Consider the following 17,619-nt stretch of genomic DNA (forward strand, 5'->3'; position numbering starts at 1 on the left):
GTCCCTACACCGCGTCAGCGTCGAAACGCTCGTCGCGGGAGAGGTTGATACCCAAGGATGCGTTCGCTTGATCAAGGTCGTCATCGTCGGCTCCCAGGTCAACCGGGGTTCCGTCGGCGGAGAGAACCTCAACGTTGAGGCACAAAGACTGGAGCTCTTTGAGCAACACCTTGAACGATTCCGGAATACCCGGATCGGGGATGTTGTCGCCTTTCACGATGGCTTCATAAACCTTGACACGACCGACGACGTCATCCGACTTGATGGTCAGGAGCTCCTGAAGGGTGTAGGCGGCGCCATAGGCTTGCATGGCCCACACCTCCATCTCGCCGAAGCGCTGGCCACCGAACTGCGCCTTACCACCTAGCGGCTGCTGGGTGATCATGGAATATGGGCCGGTGGAGCGGGCGTGAATCTTTTCGTCAACCAGGTGGTGCAGTTTCAGCATGTACATGTAGCCAACGGAGATGGGCTGCTGGAAAGGTTCCCCAGTGCGGCCATCGATGAGGGTAGACTTGCCGAATTCATTGACCATCTGATCACCGTCGCGGTTTGGCCGCGAGGAGCGCATCAGGCCGGAGAGTTCCTCGTTGGTCGCGCCGTCGAACACCGGGGTGGCGACGCGAGAATCCGCAGGAACGTCATAGAGGTCCTCCGGCAAGGTTTCCAGCATGGCTTTGACCGCGGGATCTTGTGACTCTGGGTCGATCTTCCAGCCGGATTTCGCCAGCATACCGAGGTGAACTTCCAGAACCTGGCCGATGTTCATACGGCGCGGAACACCGTGGGTGTTCAGGATGATGTCAACCGGGGTGCCGTCCGGGAGGAACGGCATGTCTTCGGCGGGCAGGATCTTGCCGACGACACCCTTGTTGCCGTGACGGCCAGACAGCTTGTCACCGTCCTGGATCTTGCGTTTCTGGGCGACATAGACACGAACCATTTGGTTGACGCCCGGTGCGAGGTCGTCGTCATCTTCACGGGAGAAGACGCGAACGCCAATGACTTTACCGGTCTCGCCGTGGGGAACCTTCATGGAGGTGTCACGGACTTCGCGTGCCTTTTCCCCGAAGATGGCGCGGAGGAGGCGCTCTTCCGGTGTGAGTTCAGTTTCACCCTTCGGGGTGACCTTGCCGACTAGGATGTCACCGTCACGAACGTCAGCGCCGATACGGACGATGCCGCGGTCGTCAAGATCCGCGAGAACGTCTTCTGAGGCGTTCGGGATGTCGCGGGTGATTTCCTCGGGGCCGAGCTTCGTGTCGCGGGCGTCGATTTCGTGCTCCTCAATGTGAATTGAGGTGAGGACATCTTCCTCGACGATCCGTTGGTTAAGGATGATGGCGTCCTCGTAGTTGTGGCCTTCCCACGGCATGAATGCCACGAGGAGGTTACGCCCGAGGGCCATTTCACCGTTTTCGGTACCGGGACCGTCGGCTAGGGCTTGGCCTTCTTCAACGCGATCACCGGCAACAACCAGAGGCTTTTGGTTGTAGCAGGTGCCCTGGTTAGTGCGTTCGAATTTGCGGAGGAGGAAGGTGTCACGGTGTCCATCATCGCCAAGGGTGGTGATGAAGTCTGCACAGACGGTCTCCACAACACCGGAGCGTCGTGCGATGACGACATCGCCGGCATCGTGGGCGGCACGCAGTTCCATACCTGTTCCCACGAATGGCGCTTCGCTGCGCAGTAGCGGTACCGCTTGACGCTGCATGTTCGCACCCATGAGGGCACGGTTGGCATCGTCGTGTTCGAGGAATGGAATCATGGCGGTCGCCACGGACACCATCTGACGTGGGGAGACATCGATGTAGTCCACCTCAGTTGCCGGGACAACTTCGACGTTGCCGCCCTTCATACGGACCTCAATGGTGTCTTCGATGAAGGTGCCGTCAGCGTCCATCTTCGTGTTCGCCTGGGCAACGATGTGGCGATCTTCCTCGTCAGCGGTGAGGTAGTCGACCACGTCGGTGGCGCGCCCATTCTCGACGCGACGGTACGGGGTTTCAATGAAACCGAATGGGTTCACGCGGGCATAGGAGGCCAGGGAACCGATGAGGCCGATGTTCGGGCCTTCAGGCGTCTCAATGGGGCACATGCGGCCGTAGTGGGACGCGTGAACGTCGCGGACGTCGAGGCCAGCGCGTTCACGGGACAGGCCACCGGGGCCCAGTGCAGAGAGACGACGCTTGTGCGTCAAGCCCGACAGCGAGTTGTTCTGGTCCATGAACTGCGACAACTGTGACGTGCCGAAGAACTCACGGATCGCTGCGGATACTGGGCGCACGTTAATCAGCGACGTGGGTGTGATGGACTCTGCGTCCTGAGTCGTCATGCGCTCGCGCACAACGCGCTCCATGCGGGAGAGGCCAACGCGAACCTGGTTCTGAACCAGCTCACCAACAGTACGGAGACGACGGTTGCCGAAGTGGTCAATGTCATCTGTCGAGATCAGCAACTCGGTGCCGTCCGGTGATTCCATGGTGCGCTCACCGGAGTGCAGGCGTACCAGGTACTCGATGGTGGTGAGAATGTCTTCCTCAGTGAGGGTGTGCAGGCCCGTCGTGGAGCCCTCACCTAGACCGAGTTTGCGGTTCACTTTATAGCGGCCGACCTTCGCGAGGTCGTAGCGCTTGGGGTTAAAGAAGCTGTTATCCAGCAATGCCTGCGCAGAGTCGCGTGTGGGGGATTCTCCCGGACGCTGCTTGCGGTAAATCTCGAGAAGGGCTTCGTCGGTGTTAGCAACACCGTCGTTCTCCAGGGTGGACATCATGATTTCGGAGAAACCGAAACGATCTGTAATGTCCTGCGTCGACAGGCCGAGTGCTTTCAACAGCACTGTGACAGGCTGCCGGCGTTTACGGTCGATGCGTACACCCACGGTGTCACGCTTATCGACGTCAAACTCCAACCATGCGCCACGGGAAGGAATGACCTTCACTGAGTGCAGCGGACGCTCCGTTGACTTATCAATCGACTCGTCGAAGTACACACCCGGCGAACGCACCAGTTGGGACACGATCACACGCTCAGTGCCGTTAATGATGAACGTGCCCTTTTCCGTCATCATGGGGAAATCACCGATGAAGACGGTCTGGCTCTTAATTTCGCCCGAGGTGGCGTTGGTGAACTCCGCCGTCACATACAACGGCGCAGAATAGTTAATGTCCTTATCTTTGGCCTCGTCGATCGTGTTCTTCACATCGTCGAAGCGGGGTTCGGACAGGGTAAGGGACATGTTGCCGGAGTAGTCTTCAATCGGCGACAACTCCTCGAGGATGTCCTCCAGGCCGCTGGTGATACGCGTCCCTTCGTCGGACTCAGCCTGCTTCTTAGCGCGCCATTCGGGTGCGCCAATAAGCCACGCGAACGAGTCGCGCTGCAGATCGAGGAGGCCTGGAACCTCGATCGGCTCTTTAATCTTCGCGAACGAGTAGCGTTTCGTCGCGCCGGGGATTCCGGACGTTAAACTGGTCTGGCGGGAGACTGCCAAGATGGGTCCTTCCAGCACCTCACGCGGGGTGACCGTGCTCGCTATGGTTTGCCTGCGTGAAAAGAGTGAGTGTCTTCTTCCAAAAAGCGGATCATCCGCGGTTGGATATCACTAAAGGACCTTGTCAAGTCCTATTTTCAAGGATTTGGTACAAGGCCTCAAGAGAAATCTTCGCACGGGGATCCAGCGCAACGGACCATTTTATACCACCGTACGCACATTGTCTAACGGTTCTTAGCTACTCATAGGTAGGAACGAATGATCACCCGTCCTCCTGGTTCAGACCTAGCCACCAGCGGCCATGAGTGGATACACAACAAAGGGGGCCTCCCATCGTGGGAGGCCCCCTTTGTTGACGAAACACACTCACTAGCTATCCCTCATACCCGGAGGAAGTGAGGAATTGTGAGCGCAAGCCATGACCCTGAATTACTTGAGGGTGATCTTGGCGCCAGCCTCTTCCAGCTTAGCCTTGGCAGCCTCAGCGTCATCCTTGGAAGCACCTTCGAGGATAGCCTTCGGAGCAGACTCAACGAGGTCCTTAGCTTCCTTCAGCCCCAGCCCGGAGACGATCTCGCGGACAACCTTAATAACGCCGATCTTCTTGGCGCCGGCGTCCTCGAGAACGACGTCAAACTCATCCTTCTCTTCTTCAGCAGCAGCTTCGCCACCAGCAGCGCCTGCAGCAGCAACAGCAACCGGAGCAGCAGCGGTGACATCGAAGGTCTCTTCGAAGAGGTTCTTGAACTCGGTGAGCTCAACGAGGGTCATTTCTTTGAAAGCATCGATGAGCTCTTCGTTGGTGAACTTAGCCATGATGTGGCTTCCTTTCTACGCGTCGTGTAGGAGGTTCCGTACCCGCCTGTCGGCGGTGAACCGACAGTGTTTACTTCTTCTCCTCGAGGGCCGCAGCCAGGCGAGCCATCTCGGATTGGGGTGCGCCCAGCAAGGACGCAACGTTGGCCAGGACGCCATTGAATCCACCGGCAATCTTGGACAGCGTGGTTTCGCGGTTATCCATATCCGCGAGCTGCTGGACCTGCTCAGCCGTGAGGGCTGAGCCATCCATTGTTCCGCCTTTCACCACGAAAGCGTCGTGATCGGCGCTGAACTTCTTCATCGTCTTGGCGACATCAACAGCTTCGCCTTGAACGAATGCAATGGCGGTGGGGCCGTTGAGAAGTTCTTCGTCCAGACCTTCAACGCCAGCTTCGCGAGCGGCGAGCTTGATCATGGTGTTCTTGGCGACGGAGTATTCAACGTCAGCGCCAAGTTCCTTACGCAGTTCCGTCATTTCGGTAACGGACAGACCACGGTATTCGGTAAGAATTGCGGTGCTCGTGTTCTGGAAACGTGCAGTCAATTCCTTGACAGCTGCTGTGTTCTTCGGATTGGCCATGTACTCTCGCCTCCTTCCTTCGGTAAGTTTCACCGCCGGGGAGGCCCAACGAGTAACGCCCCGCACAGGAGGCGGGGCGCGCAAGTCTGTCACCATTCGCTCATGACTTCTGGAAGCCATTATTGGCACTCGCAGCGATGTACTGCATCGTTACGAGCGGATGGGCAATGGTGAGGATTCTTTCGCGTTGTCTCCTGCGTGGGCCGTCGCTCGGTTGAGCGGCGCTTCGCTCAGATCACTCTGAGGACCGACGGTCATTGGTGAAACGTGAACTATCCTAAAGTTCCTCCGTGGAGGTTACACACCGTCATGCACAAATCCAAAATCAGACGAGAAGACGGCACACTCAACCATGCTCACGTTGCTCACACTGCGACACCATGGGTGCGTCAATGAAGAACGACGGGGTGTGTGTCGTCGGCGTCTATAGTGGGACACACCACTAGATGTCCATTATTGTGTCGACGTCGTTGCCTGGAGGCGTCATCCAGCCTGGACGGTACGATGTGTCACGCATCTGTTGAATCACTCGTCTTTGCGAAAGAGTATCCATGATCGTCTCTCCCCCTCCTGCTGATAAAACGAACGGTGACATCATTGAGGAGCACGTTCACAGTGGCTCCAGCACCAGTAAAAGAGCACTTGAGGAGTGGATGTCTGGCGGCGTCTATGTCAAGCCGACCAGGGAGACCTTTGACTATATCGAGTGTCAACTCCCGGATGGCTCCACTGTGCGCGGCGGAGATACTGTTGCTAAGACCTCAAATGGCACGTTTTTCGTGAAATCACAGCCGAAGGATTTCACACAGAATCTTATTGAGCAGATCAGCCGCCACCTTTAAACCATGTGCCGGCAATCTGCTACACAATGACAGGATGGCCCAGTGTGATCCTGCCACTAGCTCGGCATGATTATCCTAATGCGTTCACGACGGCATGACGCATCGTCCGGGCCTGCGTGTGCCCGGTCCTGATCCTGAAGGAGCAGTCAGTTTCACTGTGATTGACAAAGATTTACCCGCATCACGCCCTCTGACCGCGACCAACGGCCAGAGGGCTATGGTTGCTCCGGGGTTGCGTTCGGCTACTGATGTGGCAATGCAGGCAATCGTTGACTACATCCGAGATAATCATCTCAAGGTTGGCGATGCCCTCCCCAGCGAACTGACCATTGTAGAGGCACTCCAGCTGTCGCGCTCGTCAGTGCGTGAAGCTATCCGGACTCTCGTGAGCCTGGATATCCTTGAGGTTCGACGTGGCTTTGGCACGTTCGTCGCCGATATGTCCCTTGAGCCTCTGGTTAATGGGCTCACGTTACGGATCACCCTTGATACTGATCATGCACGAGATCGCCTGATTGACGTGGTTGATACACGACAGGCGTTGGATCTGCAGACGGCTGGCGATGTGATCATGCATCGCGATGATGTTGACCGCGCTTTCTTGGAAGGTCTTATTGACCAGATGAAGGACGCTGTGACGCGCAATGAGCCGTTTATGGAGCCTGATTCTCTGTTCCATGACCATCTCTTGTCGGTGACTGGAAATGGGTTGATCCGCGAGTTGTCGGCGGCGCTATGGCGGGTACATATGGTGGCTATCCCGCAGCTACGTGTGACGACGAGGGATAATTTGGAGCACACAGTCAATGCCCACCAAAAGCTTGTTGACGCTATTGTTGCGGGGGACGAGGAAGCATACCGGCGCGCCGTCGTAGAACACTACGCACCCCTCCGTGAGGCTCTGGGGGAACGGTAGCGCACCGCGGGGTGTTATCGACGAATTTCACTGAGGTAGAAGCCTGTGATCCAGCGTGGGTCTGTAATGGCAGAGCCAATAATGACCGCGTTCGCCCCACGGTGCAGTGCATCTTTCACGGCGTCAGGTGAGTGGTAGCGCCCCTCGGCGATGAGAAGTGGTTCCTCCCCTACTTCGTTGCGAACGGTGGAGATGAAGTCAAGGTCGGGCCCATCGAGGTGCTCGGTAGCTGGAGTGTAACCGGCAAGCGTGGAGGACACGATGTCCGCCCCTGCTGTGTAGGCCTCTATTCCGTTGGCGGCGGTATCACAGTCTGCCATGAACAAGGCGCCGGATGCGTGTGCAGCCTCCACCAGGTCATGTGTGGTTGATCCGTCGGGGCGTTGACGCCCGGTAACATCGGCGCACACGATTGCAGCGCCGGCGTGGGCGACGGCTGTAACAGAGGCGACCGTTGGTGTGATGTAGACCCCGGTGTCACCTTCTTTCGTGAGTCCGAAGATGGGAACGTCGATGGCGTGGGCGATGGAGGTGATGTCGTCGAGTCCGCCGTACCCTCCGCAGCGGATGGCAGGTGTTCCGGCATCGACGCAGGCCTTGGCGATGCGGGTCAATGTCGGGGTATCTCGCAGGGGGTGACCATTTGGGGCTTGAGCGGAGACGATAACCTCGCCAGAGATTATCGAGCGGAGCTCGTTGTGCTGTTCAGTGATGGTTGATGTAGAGAATGAAAACGGCATGATGGGCTCTTTCAGTGAAAGTTGTGGGTGAGGCCACGGTGGGAGGCTTCGACTTATGATTGTGCGTGCTGCATTCGGGCATACATCGCGGCTGCGACGAGAGGCCCCTCGTGGAGAGCGCCTGTGTGGAGGGCACAGGGGCGGATGCGGTAGGGCAGGTGTGTGCGTACTCCGTTGGTAATCCGTTGCGTAATCCCTTCCCCTAGGCTGATGACACCGCCGCCGAGGATAATGGCGTCCAGGTCAAGCGCCATCGCAAGAGATCCCAGCATCTGACCAAAGCCGCGAAGATTGTGGTCGAGAACCTCCGCTGCCAAGGGATCCCCGTGTTGTTCCAGTTGCAGCAGGTCTGTCACGGTGGATGGATGTGATGCGGTGGGGGTCGTTGCTGATGGGTCATCGCTCGCGACCGCTGCACGGTACGTTGCGACGAGTCCCGGCCCCGATGCGACATCTTCACACCGGGCGGCGGTGCCACCGTAGCGTGGGCAAAATAGTTCGGATATTTCGCCTGCAGTGTGGCGGTGGCCACCAACGAGGTCATTGTCGACAACAAAAGCGCCGCCGACGCCTGTTCCGAGGGTGGTGTAGAGCAGGCGCGCCTGAGGATACTTGTCATGCCAGTACAGTGCGTGTTCACCACACGCCCATACTCGGACGTCGTTATGGGCGAATACCGGGGCATCCGTATGGTGATTGATGAGGGCGGCGATGTTCGTGCCTTCCCAGCCTGGCATGGTGAGCCCGGCGCGGGAGACTGTGGATGTGTCAGTGTCGATTACACCGGCTGAGGCGACTCCGATTCTGTCGATGGACAGTCCTGTTTTCGACGCTGCCGTGAGCGCGTTTTTTACTGCGTTTTCCACCTGGTCGGCGGTTGTTGCCCCTGGGGGTTGGCTGGGAACGCGTCCGTGGGTGAGGACGGCCTGTGGGGAGTTGTCGTCGATGAGCCCCCAGGCGATCTTGGTGCCGCCAATGTCTATTGCGAGTGTGATGGCCACAGCGTTGTGCCCCTTCGTGTGCTGTCGCGAGTATTTTTTCAGCCAGTGTGTCAGTGTGTAGTTGTGGGATCGCGTAGAGGGATAGGCCGCGCATGTCGGATGTCATACAACCTATACTAGCAGTCACAATAGTTGTGACGAGCGACGATGTGTACCCACCAGCGGGTGCGGGAGACCCCTGTCGTGCACATCGGCGCACGGTCGCACACCCATGTTAGGAGCATTGAGGGCTATGAGTCATCCTGATTTTACGATTACCGGTCGAGTGATCGACACCGCTGGCATCATTGACTATGCGCGCATCGAGGTGAAAGGGTCATGTATTTCGTCGGTGACGCCGCTGCCCTCAACGCTGCCTGTGGCGTCAGTGCCGATAGTCGTGCCTGGTTTCGTTGATCTTCATAACCATGGTGGGGATGGTGGGGCGTTTCCGACAGGTGATGAGAACAGTTGTCGTCGGGCTGCGTTGTTTCATCGTCGGCATGGTACGTCAACGTTGCTGGCAAGTTTGGTGAGTGCCAATGAGCAGGACATTGTTCACCAGTTGGATGTGCTCACGCCGCTGGCCGATGAGGGCCTCATCGCGGGGGTGCATCTGGAGGGGCCGTTTGTCAATGTTCATCGGTGCGGGGCCCAGAACCCGGACCGAATTATTCCTGCGGATGCTGGAATGTTCGCCCGCGTCGTGTCGCGTCATCCCGGCTTGGTTCGGCAAATCACGTTGGCTCCGGAAAGCCCGGGTGCTCAGGACTGCCTGGCGGTGTGCGCTGACCATAACATCATCGTGTCCATTGGCCACACCGACGCCGATTACGACACCACGATGGCGTTCGTTGAGATGGCTGTGGACCGCACCATCACAGTCACGGCGACACATCTGTTTAATGCGATGCCGCCGTTGCATCACCGGGCGCCTGGGGCGGCAGCCGCGATGATCGCAGCGGCGAAAAAGTTTCCTGGTCGGGTATTCGTTGAGCTCATTGCCGACGGGGTTCACCTTCACGACGGTACCGTGGGCATGGTGACTGACGCAGTACCTGAGTCGGCGTTCTTCATTACTGATGCGATGGAGGCTGCGGGGAAGCCCGACGGATCATATGTGTTGGGAGCGTTGTCAGTGACGGTGGATGGTGGTGTTGCTCGGTTGACGACGCAGGACGGTTCTGCCGGGGCCATCGCCGGGGGGACGTCAACACTGTTCGACCAGTTTGTGCGTGCGGTGCGACGTGGACTCGACCCCGTTGCTGCTGTGCGGTTCACGAGCGCGACGGCTGGACGTGTTCTGCTGGGGGACGGTCCCTCATCATCTGTGATGGGATCGTCGTGTATGTCGGGCCGTATCACTGCCAATGCCCCCGCGGATTTCATCATCATGGGCCCCGACTTTGATCTTCGTGAGGTCTACATCGGCGGGCACAAGGTGTAGACCTCACGGCCTGCTGGGCAAAAAGACACCCTTATTACCAGGGACAACAATGAATCCACGGCACAAAATTGAATCCCTCGAATATATCGAGGACTCACGATAGAAAAGGAACACTGGAACCACCATGGAAATTGTCATCCGCGCCACCGCTGACGATGTCAGCCGTCACGCCGCCGATATCCTCGAGCCCTACGTCACCGACGGCGCCACTCTCGGTCTTGCGACTGGTTCAACTCCGCTGGGAACGTACCAAGAATTGATTCGTCGTCATGACGAATCTGGCCTATCCTTTGCCCAGAACCAAGCGTTCCTCCTCGATGAATACGTTGGTCTCCCCCGTGATCATGAGCAGTCCTACTACCGGACAATCCGGCGTGAATTCACCGAGCACATTGACATTAGTGACGAGTCTGTATTCTCCCCGGACGGCCTCGCAGACAATCTCGACGAAGCCGGCCATGCCTATGACGAACGAATCCGCAATGCCGGCGGCATCGACATTCAGATTCTCGGGGTTGGCACGGACGGGCACATCGGATTCAACGAGCCGGGTAGTTCGCTGAACTCACCCACGCGTCTGAAGACCCTGCACCCGCAAACGGTGAGTGACAATGCGCGTTTCTTCGACAGTGAAGACGATGTCCCACGGCATGTGCTCACACAAGGATTGGGAACAATCCAACAAGCTCGCCACCTCCTCCTCCTTGCAACGGGGAAGAATAAGGCCGCCGCAGTCAAAGCCCTTGCCGAAGGCCCAGTGAGTGCATCATGTCCAGCTAGTGTCCTACAACTCCATCCCCATACCACCGTCATCATCGACGATGCCGCCGCCACCCAACTAGAGCACAAGGAGTACTATGTCTTCGCCGAGCACAACAAACCCGACTGGCAACGGTACTGACCTTCGCTCACGTCGATCTGTCATAGTGTGAGCGTGGTCGTGTGCGTGGAGTCTAGCGGGTCCGCGCACGACGTTCACAGAGGTATCGCGGCCCCGTGAACCTCCGCGCTGAATGCCTCGCCGTTTACGTCTTTGCTATAGCAACCCGACGTTCTTGAGAACGGTCTCAATTGCCCTCACATTGTCGCCCTCGAGTGCGGCGACAGGATTGGGCATCTGGTTACTCTCACACACGCCAAGGAGCTTCATCGCGGTTTTAAACGCGCCAACTCCAGCGCCGAAACCGGTCACTCCACTGGTGACGGTCACGATCCGCATTAACCGTGCCGCCTCGTCTTGCGCCTTACGAACTGCATCCCAATCACCATTCTCATAGGCTCGCCACTGTCGGACGTATACCTCTGGATTCACGTTCGCCAAACCAGGCACGGAGCCGTCAGCTCCCGCGAGGTAGGCGCCGTCAACAACGACTTCGTGTCCGGTGAGCACCTGGAGCGGATGACCTGCGTCGTTATTGTCCTGGACAAGGAAACGGAAACTGACGTCATCGCCCGACGAATCTTTCACACCGGCCAGCACCCCTTCTTGACCGAGGCGAACTAGCAGGTCACCTGGTAGTTTCGTGTGGACGCACACCGGAATATCGTACGCGAATAGAGGGACATCAACAGCGTCGTGAATCAGGCGGAAATGCTGCTCAACCTCTGTCATGCCACCGAGAGCGTAGAATGGTGCTGTCGCAACGATCGCATCCGCACCACGATCCGCAGCCCGGCGCGCGTGCTCAATGACACGCTCAGTTTCGGTATCGATGCATCCAACCAACACGGGTACACGTCCGTTGACCTGTTCAATCGCAGCCTCTACGATCTCGTCGCGGCGTCTGTCCGTCGAAAAAGCAACTTCCCCGGACGACCCTAGGAAGAACAACCCATGGACACCAGCATCGATTAAGCGATCGATGTTGGTGGTGAAGCTGGCGCGGTCGAACTCACGATCATCGGTTAGCGGGGTGACGACAGGCGGGATGACTCCGCGGAATTTCGAGGTCATGTAACAATCTCCTTCAATGCTTATTTTTTGACTACTCATCTATGGTGGGGTCGTGGGTCACGATTGGGGCTCGTGACGCACGGACTTCCGTGCGTAGCTGAGGTTTTTTCCGTGAATCGTCAGCGGCAGAGTGTCATCTCGTGATTGGTGGTCGGTACGGTTCACCACAAGTGAGAGGACATAACCCACGACTAGTGTCACGGTAAATGCGACGATGGAAATCACGAATGGTCCCAGGTCAGTCTTTCCCATGGCATAGCCGGCCAGTACACCGAGCACCACACCGCCGAGGACGCCGAAACGGTTGGCCCGCACGGTAAAGATTCCTAGCGCAAAGACAGCAGCAATTGGGATACCGCATAAGCCAGTCAATGTTAGGAACAAGTCCCACAATTCACCTTTATTAGAGGCAATAAGCCACAGGGCGATGCTCGTGGAGAGGACACCGGTGGTGACAATGACAATCCGGCTAAACAACACTGAGGCTTCACCACGCTGGGGCATCAGCCGGTTACGAATGTCTACTGTGATGCACGCGGAGATCGAGTTTAATGATGATGAAATGGTGGACTGTGCAGCTGCCAAAATACCCCCGATAATGAGGCCGGCAACACCGCCGGGAAGTTCGGTCAGGATGTAGTACGGCACGATCGCGGAGGTTTTCACCCCGTCGGGTAGTCCACCGTTGCCCTGGTAGAAGGTGTAGAGCACTGTGCCCATCCCATAGAAAATCGGGATCGTGATGAGCGCAAGAATTCCATTGACATATAGCGAACGCTGCGTGGCTTGAACAGATGGGGTGGTCTGATAGCGCTGCACTACATCCTGGCTAGCCGTGTACGACTGCACGTTGTTGAGCACGCTGCCCAAGAAAATGATCGGTATGGATACCGACACCGTACTGAGCGAAAAGTTGTCACCAGAATAGAATTTCCCTGCCGATGCGGCTTGTGACACCGTGTGGGATACCGATCCGGGGCTATTGACCAAAGCAACCACAATCACAACGGCTGCACCTGCGAGAAGGATGATTCCCTGAATAACATCAGACCAAATCACCCCCTCGACACCGCCGAGGAAGGTGTAAATAATGCAGGCAACGCCGACGAGTGCCGCGATCAGGTAGGGGTTTATATCACTAACTGCAGTCAGAGCGAGGGTCGGTAAGTAGATGACGATAGCAATCCGCCCTACATGGAATAGGACGAAGAAGACCGAACCGAGAATGCGAAGAGTCACGCCAAAGCGTTCCTCTAGGTACTCGTAGGCTGTCGTGACGTCGAGCTTTCGGAAGAAAGGCACGTAGAAGTGCACCAAGATGGGGACAATTGCGAAGATTGCAATATTTCCGACGGAATACGCCCAGTCAGTTAAATACGCCTTCTCTGGAATCGACATAAATGTGATCGCTGAGAGTGTGGTGGCGTAGATGGAAAAACCTGCAGCCCAGGCAGGTATCCGACCCCCGGCTTTGAAATAGTCATCGCTGCTTGCACTGGCCCGCTTCGAAAAGTACACGCCAACCGCCAGCATGGCGACGGTGTACACCCCGATGGCTAGCCAGTTCAGTGCTCCAAATTGCTGATGCATGGGAGGCCCCGCTCCTAACGTCATATCAACCACCCGCACATGTGACTGACCACCTGCGGATCAGGATCCCACACTACCTACCTGTCTGATGTCCGACAATGATAACGAGGGGTAGACCATACCCCCGTTACCACCATGTGTTCGCTTCCACCACGTGCATACAACACGATAAGGCAGAACCACATGACGTGGTTCTGCCTTATGGTTACGTGCGGTCCTCGAGTCTTCTATGACACCGAGCCCCGCCACTATGCAGTCGCGACTACTCGGCCCTATTACTCCGCAGCACCGGTGTAGTTCTTCACAACGGTGTTGTCCACAGGGACAGCCGGACCGTTGGTGCAGGAGACGGTTACCTTCTTGAGGTACCGACCCTTAGAAGCAGATGGCTTCACACGAAGAAGCTCGTCGATAAGCGCACCGTAATTCTCCGCGAGCTGTTCCGCAGAGAATGACGCCTTACCCAGCACAGCATGCAAGTTAGCCGCCTTATCAACGCGGAAGGAGATCTTACCGCCCTTGATTTCCTTCACAGCCTTGGTGACGTCCGGGGTGACGGTGCCGGTCTTCGGGTTCGGCATCAAACCACGGGGGCCCAATACTCGAGCAACACGGCCGACCTTGGCCATCTGATCTGGCGTTGCAATAGCAGCGTCGAAGTCAGTCCAGCCGCCCTGAATCCGCTCAACAAGCTCAGCGGTGCCGACAAAGTCCGCTCCAGCTTCCTCAGCAGCGGTAGCATTCGGCCCCTCAGCGAACACGACAACGCGAACCTCTTTACCCGTGCCGTTGGGCAGGGAAACGGTGCCACGAACCAACTGGTCAGCCTTACGGGGATCCACACCGAGGCGGATTGCAACATCCACAGTCGGGTCGAAGGAGGTGTACGCGGTCTCCTTAACAGTCTTCATTGCGTCGATAGGAGCATAGATGCGACCAGCGTCGATCTTCTCCACTGCGGCCTTGTAAGCCTTCGAGTTCTTGCTCATAACAATCCAATCCTTACACGTTTGGAATAGTGGTCACGGGCCAGCAAGCGACCCTTCCACTCAATGTGACACGTCCTCCATATGCCGGAGGGAACGTGGTTACGCAGTTGCGCCCTTCACCTCGATGCCCATGGAGCGAGCAGTACCAGCGATGATGCGGGCACCCATATCCAGGTCATTAGCATTGAGGTCTTCCATCTTGGTCTGTGCAATTTCCTTACACTGATCCCACGTAACGGAGCCAACTTTGCTGGTGTTTGGCTCGCCTGAACCCTTCTGAATGTTTGCAGCCTTCATCAGAAGCTTCGCGGCCGGCGGGGTCTTCAGCTTGAACGTGAACGAACGGTCTTCGTACACAGTGATCTCGACTGGAACCACGTTACCGCGCTGATCTTCGGTCGCAGCATTGTAGGCTTTACAGAACTCCATGATGTTGACACCATGAGCGCCCAATGCGGGGCCAACCGGCGGAGCCGGGTTAGCTTGACCAGCCTGAATCTGCAGCTTAATGAAGCCCGAAACCTTCTTCTTCGGAGCCATTTTTCAACCTCTTTCTGTTACCAAACGACCCAGCCGCCACCCCAACCAGGATGGGGATAACAGCCAAGCCGCCCGACCGGATTCCTGGATACCCAGGCCACCGGAAAGATGACAATACACCGCGTGTCAGCCAATCATGCTCCACCGCCATAATCCCACAATGGAGCACCACACTGGCCTAGACACACACGAAGAGCCAGGTTACCGGAGTGCAGCACCCGACCCAAATCGCGTCAGTCCACAACTAGTTGATCTTCTCTACCTGATCAAAGTCCAGCTCCACCGGGGTTTCACGTCCAAAGATAGACACCAAAGCCTTCAACTTGCTGTTCACGGCATCGATCTCAGAAATCGTCGCAGATACCGAAGCAAAGGGGCCAGAGAGAACGGTGACAGCCTCGCCCACTTCAAAATCGACCTTGAGCTTGTCTGCAGCAGGCCGCGGAGGCGCCGCCACACCGGTGCTGGACACGTCCACAACAGCTGGTTCTTCGCCTTCTTTCTCAGCCTTGCGCGTGGCAGTCTCCGGTGGGAGTAAGAACTTCGCAACTTCACGAATCTTCACCGGCGTCGGATGCCCCTCATTACCGACGAAGCTGGTGATACCAGGAGTATCACGAATAACCGACCAGGAGGCATCATCGAGCTCAATGCGCATGAGAACATACCCGGGAAGAAGCTTGTGCTTAACAATCTTCTTCTTACCGTCCTTGACCTCGACTTCCTCTTCAATCGGGACGACAACCTCATGGATTTGTTCATCAACCCCCAAAGTTTGCGCACGAACCTCAAGGTCAGTCTTCACTTTGTTTTCGTACCCGGAGTAGCACTGGACGATATACCACTCGCCCGGAAGCTTCTTCAGCTCACGCATGAATTTCCTCAAGCGCACTTTATACGCCTGCATCGCTGCGGCTTCCGGATCCTGTTCAGAACTAGTAGCAGCCTCGGAGGCATGCTCACTCACCGGCGCAGCATCTGCCTCGGCACCAGCGCCCGTCGTGATTGACGGACGAGCTACCGTCGCATCGCTTTCAGAAGCTGTTTCCGTGGCAACAGCTCCTTCAGCGTCCATCGTGTGAACTTGATCAGCCTCAGTGTCTTGCTGACCTGCAGAATCTGCCACCTGATCAGTATGAGAAGCAGCCGGCTGCCCTGCGCCGCCTGCGGAGAACATGGGCTGCTGGGCTTTCTGTGCAGCTTCTTGAACGTCAGCGGCCGCCTGAGCTGCTAAGTCTGCAGCACTCTGCGGTGTGTCGGGCCCGGTGGATGAATTCGTCGTGTCACTCATGAAGCAGGTTCAATCCTTCAAGTTGTTACGCCAAGCTATTATGTTGCCAGCTATCGTAAGAAAATCCCGCCTCCCCTTGCGGGTTGGCGGGACGATATATACGAAACTATACACCCACTACGCAATCAATCCAACGTCCTCAAGCGCCGTACCACAATCAGTTCGCGAACCACACAGTTCACAGCTGTTCAGCACTCGACACGCAGAGGCACTGGCGACTTAATGCGTGAGAGTCCACTCCACACCTTTGCCAGCGAGGAAATCCACACCTGCAACAATCCCAATCACCACAATGAGGAAGAAGAGGACAACACCGGTGTATATCCCCATCTGACGCCACGTAGGCCAGATGACCTTCTGCATTTCTGCAACAACGCCGCGGAAGTAATCAACAATATTGGTGAAGATATTCCCACGCCCACCAACGGTCTCAGGACCGGATTGCGCAGTACGAGCGCGGGATTTGGAGACAGTAGAGGATCCTGTGATCTGGCGTTTACCGGACGGACGCAACGCTCCAGTAGAGCTTCGTTCCTCGCTCACGCGCACTCTCCTCAACTGAGATGAAAAATGTACACACGCCGACTTTACTCGAAAATCGGCCTAATACGTTTTTGCAGGGGCGACAGGACTTGAACCTGCAACCTGCGGTTTTGGAGACCGCTGCTCTGCCAATTGAGCCACGCCCCTTCACTTCCCACCGCCACCATACATCAGACAGGCCCACAACGGATACCGATGTGAACCCCACTGCGGTACAGATACCGGCCGGGCGACACACCAACCATAGCAGAGAACCCCGCGCCCCATTCAGGCAACCGTGGCCACCCCTGCCGACAGCCGTGCGTAATGGGAGAAAAAGGGCCACCCGTCAGGGCGACCCCTCATCTATTTCCCAGTAGCGATGGAGGGACTCGAACCCTCGACCTCACGATTATGAGTCGTGCGCTCTCACCATCTGAGCTACATCGCCACAGTCGCAACACATAATCCCGGAGGACTTACCGGAGTACCGACAGTCCACCGGGATGTGGTGCAACAGAGCCCCCTGACAGAATCGAACTGTCGACCTTTTCCTTACCATGGAAACGCTCTGCCGACTGAGCTAAGGGGGCAATAACTCGCTAAAAACTTGCGAAGCCTCACACAATGTAACCGACAAGAATGGAACTCACAAATCAGCAGGTCACTCCCCATGCCTCCAGTCAACAACCCCCATCACCACAAACCAGACACACACGCCACCCCCGGCCACGATGACCACCCCCATACGAAAAACCCGTTGCAGCGTGAACCTATCACGCCGCAACGGGGTAATCCGTATTGAAGTGCCAGATGATGGATTCGAACCAACGTAGGCAAAGCCGACGGATTTACAATCCGCTCCCTTTGGCCGCTCGGGCAATCTGGCGTGCATTCAGCAGTTGAACGCGCTGCA

General features: G+C 56.9%; 15 protein-coding genes and 4 tRNA genes. 4 read left to right on the forward strand and 15 right to left on the reverse strand.

The features are described from left to right. Positions 1-4: 4 nt before the first annotated feature. From V5S80_RS05470 to rplJ, 3 genes are all read right to left on the reverse strand, one after another. Positions 5-3,511 carry a DNA-directed RNA polymerase subunit beta gene (locus V5S80_RS05470; protein ID WP_395169765.1) on the reverse strand — a complete coding sequence of 1,169 codons (3,507 nt, stop codon included), beginning with the start codon at positions 3,509-3,511 and terminating at the stop codon, positions 5-7. 411 nt (positions 3,512-3,922) lie between these two features. Continuing rightward, a complete protein-coding gene (gene rplL, locus V5S80_RS05475; RefSeq protein ID WP_395169766.1) occupies positions 3,923-4,309 on the reverse strand; it encodes a 50S ribosomal protein L7/L12 in 387 nt (128 codons plus the stop codon). A gap of 70 nt (positions 4,310-4,379) precedes the next feature. After that, a complete protein-coding gene (gene rplJ / locus V5S80_RS05480) occupies positions 4,380-4,892 on the reverse strand; it encodes a 50S ribosomal protein L10 (protein ID WP_395169767.1) in 513 nt (170 codons plus the stop codon). A gap of 551 nt (positions 4,893-5,443) precedes the next feature. On the opposite strand from rplJ, the gene V5S80_RS05485 reads away from it, so the two are divergent. Both V5S80_RS05485 and V5S80_RS05490 read left to right on the forward strand, forming a co-directional pair. Then, entirely contained in the window at positions 5,444-5,734 is a 291-nt protein-coding gene (locus V5S80_RS05485; RefSeq protein WP_395169768.1) for a hypothetical protein, read from the forward strand. Between the two features lie 94 nt (positions 5,735-5,828). Continuing rightward, entirely contained in the window at positions 5,829-6,650 is an 822-nt protein-coding gene (locus V5S80_RS05490; RefSeq protein ID WP_395169769.1) for a FadR/GntR family transcriptional regulator, read from the forward strand. A gap of 14 nt (positions 6,651-6,664) precedes the next feature. Here the strand turns inward: V5S80_RS05490 and V5S80_RS05495 are convergent, their stop codons facing one another. Together V5S80_RS05495 and V5S80_RS05500 are read right to left on the reverse strand one after the other, a co-directional pair. Next, a complete protein-coding gene (locus V5S80_RS05495) occupies positions 6,665-7,390 on the reverse strand; it encodes an N-acetylmannosamine-6-phosphate 2-epimerase (protein ID WP_395169770.1) in 726 nt (241 codons plus the stop codon). 53 nt (positions 7,391-7,443) lie between these two features. After that, positions 7,444-8,391 (reverse strand): ROK family protein, encoded by a 948-nt coding sequence (locus V5S80_RS05500; RefSeq protein WP_395169771.1) that lies wholly within the window; start codon positions 8,389-8,391, stop codon positions 7,444-7,446. Between the two features lie 232 nt (positions 8,392-8,623). Between V5S80_RS05500 and V5S80_RS05505 the strand changes: the two genes are divergently transcribed. Beyond that, the gene (locus tag V5S80_RS05505) at positions 8,624-9,817 is read left to right on the forward strand and encodes an N-acetylglucosamine-6-phosphate deacetylase (protein WP_395169772.1); all 1,194 of its coding nucleotides are present in this window, start codon (positions 8,624-8,626) and stop codon (positions 9,815-9,817) included. 124 nt (positions 9,818-9,941) lie between these two features. Beyond that, positions 9,942-10,718, forward strand: a complete 777-nt coding sequence (nagB, locus tag V5S80_RS05510) for a glucosamine-6-phosphate deaminase (RefSeq protein ID WP_395169773.1) — start codon at positions 9,942-9,944, stop codon at positions 10,716-10,718. A 135-nt stretch (positions 10,719-10,853) separates the two neighbouring features. Here the strand turns inward: nagB and V5S80_RS05515 are convergent, their stop codons facing one another. The 10 genes from V5S80_RS05515 to V5S80_RS05560 all read right to left on the reverse strand — a co-directional run bounded on the left by V5S80_RS05515 (position 10,854) and on the right by V5S80_RS05560 (position 17,592). Continuing rightward, positions 10,854-11,771, reverse strand: coding sequence for a dihydrodipicolinate synthase family protein (locus tag V5S80_RS05515; protein WP_395169774.1), 918 nt, complete (start codon positions 11,769-11,771; stop codon positions 10,854-10,856). 57 nt (positions 11,772-11,828) lie between these two features. Next, a complete protein-coding gene (locus V5S80_RS05520) occupies positions 11,829-13,361 on the reverse strand; it encodes a sodium:solute symporter (protein ID WP_395169775.1) in 1,533 nt (510 codons plus the stop codon). 275 nt (positions 13,362-13,636) lie between these two features. Continuing rightward, positions 13,637-14,350, reverse strand: coding sequence for a 50S ribosomal protein L1 (gene rplA, locus V5S80_RS05525; protein WP_395169776.1), 714 nt, complete (start codon positions 14,348-14,350; stop codon positions 13,637-13,639). Positions 14,351-14,449: 99 nt separating this feature from the next. After that, a complete protein-coding gene (gene rplK, locus V5S80_RS05530; protein ID WP_395169777.1) occupies positions 14,450-14,890 on the reverse strand; it encodes a 50S ribosomal protein L11 in 441 nt (146 codons plus the stop codon). Positions 14,891-15,134: 244 nt separating this feature from the next. Further along, complete coding sequence (nusG, locus tag V5S80_RS05535) at positions 15,135-16,181, reverse strand: transcription termination/antitermination protein NusG (RefSeq protein WP_395169778.1); 1,047 nt, start codon at positions 16,179-16,181, stop codon at positions 15,135-15,137. A gap of 219 nt (positions 16,182-16,400) precedes the next feature. Then, on the reverse strand, positions 16,401-16,724 hold the full coding sequence (gene secE, locus V5S80_RS05540; RefSeq protein ID WP_395169779.1) for a preprotein translocase subunit SecE: 324 nt from the start codon (positions 16,722-16,724) through the stop codon (positions 16,401-16,403). A gap of 74 nt (positions 16,725-16,798) precedes the next feature. Further along, a tRNA-Trp gene (locus V5S80_RS05545) sits at positions 16,799-16,871 on the reverse strand. Between the two features lie 209 nt (positions 16,872-17,080). Continuing rightward, positions 17,081-17,154 (reverse strand) — tRNA-Met (locus V5S80_RS05550). A gap of 69 nt (positions 17,155-17,223) precedes the next feature. Beyond that, a tRNA-Thr gene (locus tag V5S80_RS05555) sits at positions 17,224-17,296 on the reverse strand. A gap of 214 nt (positions 17,297-17,510) precedes the next feature. Continuing rightward, positions 17,511-17,592: transfer RNA gene (locus V5S80_RS05560), tRNA-Tyr, on the reverse strand. Between the last annotated feature and the right edge of the window lie 27 nt (positions 17,593-17,619).

It is taken from the genome of Corynebacterium sp. PCR 32 (assembly GCF_037464985.1).
Taxonomy (GTDB): Bacteria; Actinomycetota; Actinomycetes; order Mycobacteriales; family Mycobacteriaceae; genus Corynebacterium; species Corynebacterium kroppenstedtii_D.

Coding starts and splice junctions, on each gene's coding strand:
- V5S80_RS05485 (WP_395169768.1), top strand. CDS start 5,444: ATGATCGTCTCTCCCCCTCCTGCTGATAAAACGAACGGTGACATCATT.
- nusG (WP_395169778.1), bottom strand. CDS start 16,181: ATGAGTGACACGACGAATTCATCCACCGGGCCCGACACACCGCAGAGT.
- V5S80_RS05515 (WP_395169774.1), bottom strand. CDS start 11,771: ATGACCTCGAAATTCCGCGGAGTCATCCCGCCTGTCGTCACCCCGCTA.
- V5S80_RS05505 (WP_395169772.1), top strand. CDS start 8,624: ATGAGTCATCCTGATTTTACGATTACCGGTCGAGTGATCGACACCGCT.
- V5S80_RS05520 (WP_395169775.1), bottom strand. CDS start 13,361: ATGCATCAGCAATTTGGAGCACTGAACTGGCTAGCCATCGGGGTGTAC.
- rplA (WP_395169776.1), bottom strand. CDS start 14,350: ATGAGCAAGAACTCGAAGGCTTACAAGGCCGCAGTGGAGAAGATCGAC.
- rplJ (WP_395169767.1), bottom strand. CDS start 4,892: ATGGCCAATCCGAAGAACACAGCAGCTGTCAAGGAATTGACTGCACGT.
- V5S80_RS05495 (WP_395169770.1), bottom strand. CDS start 7,390: ATGCCGTTTTCATTCTCTACATCAACCATCACTGAACAGCACAACGAG.
- nagB (WP_395169773.1), top strand. CDS start 9,942: ATGGAAATTGTCATCCGCGCCACCGCTGACGATGTCAGCCGTCACGCC.
- rplL (WP_395169766.1), bottom strand. CDS start 4,309: ATGGCTAAGTTCACCAACGAAGAGCTCATCGATGCTTTCAAAGAAATG.
- rplK (WP_395169777.1), bottom strand. CDS start 14,890: ATGGCTCCGAAGAAGAAGGTTTCGGGCTTCATTAAGCTGCAGATTCAG.
- V5S80_RS05490 (WP_395169769.1), top strand. CDS start 5,829: ATGACGCATCGTCCGGGCCTGCGTGTGCCCGGTCCTGATCCTGAAGGA.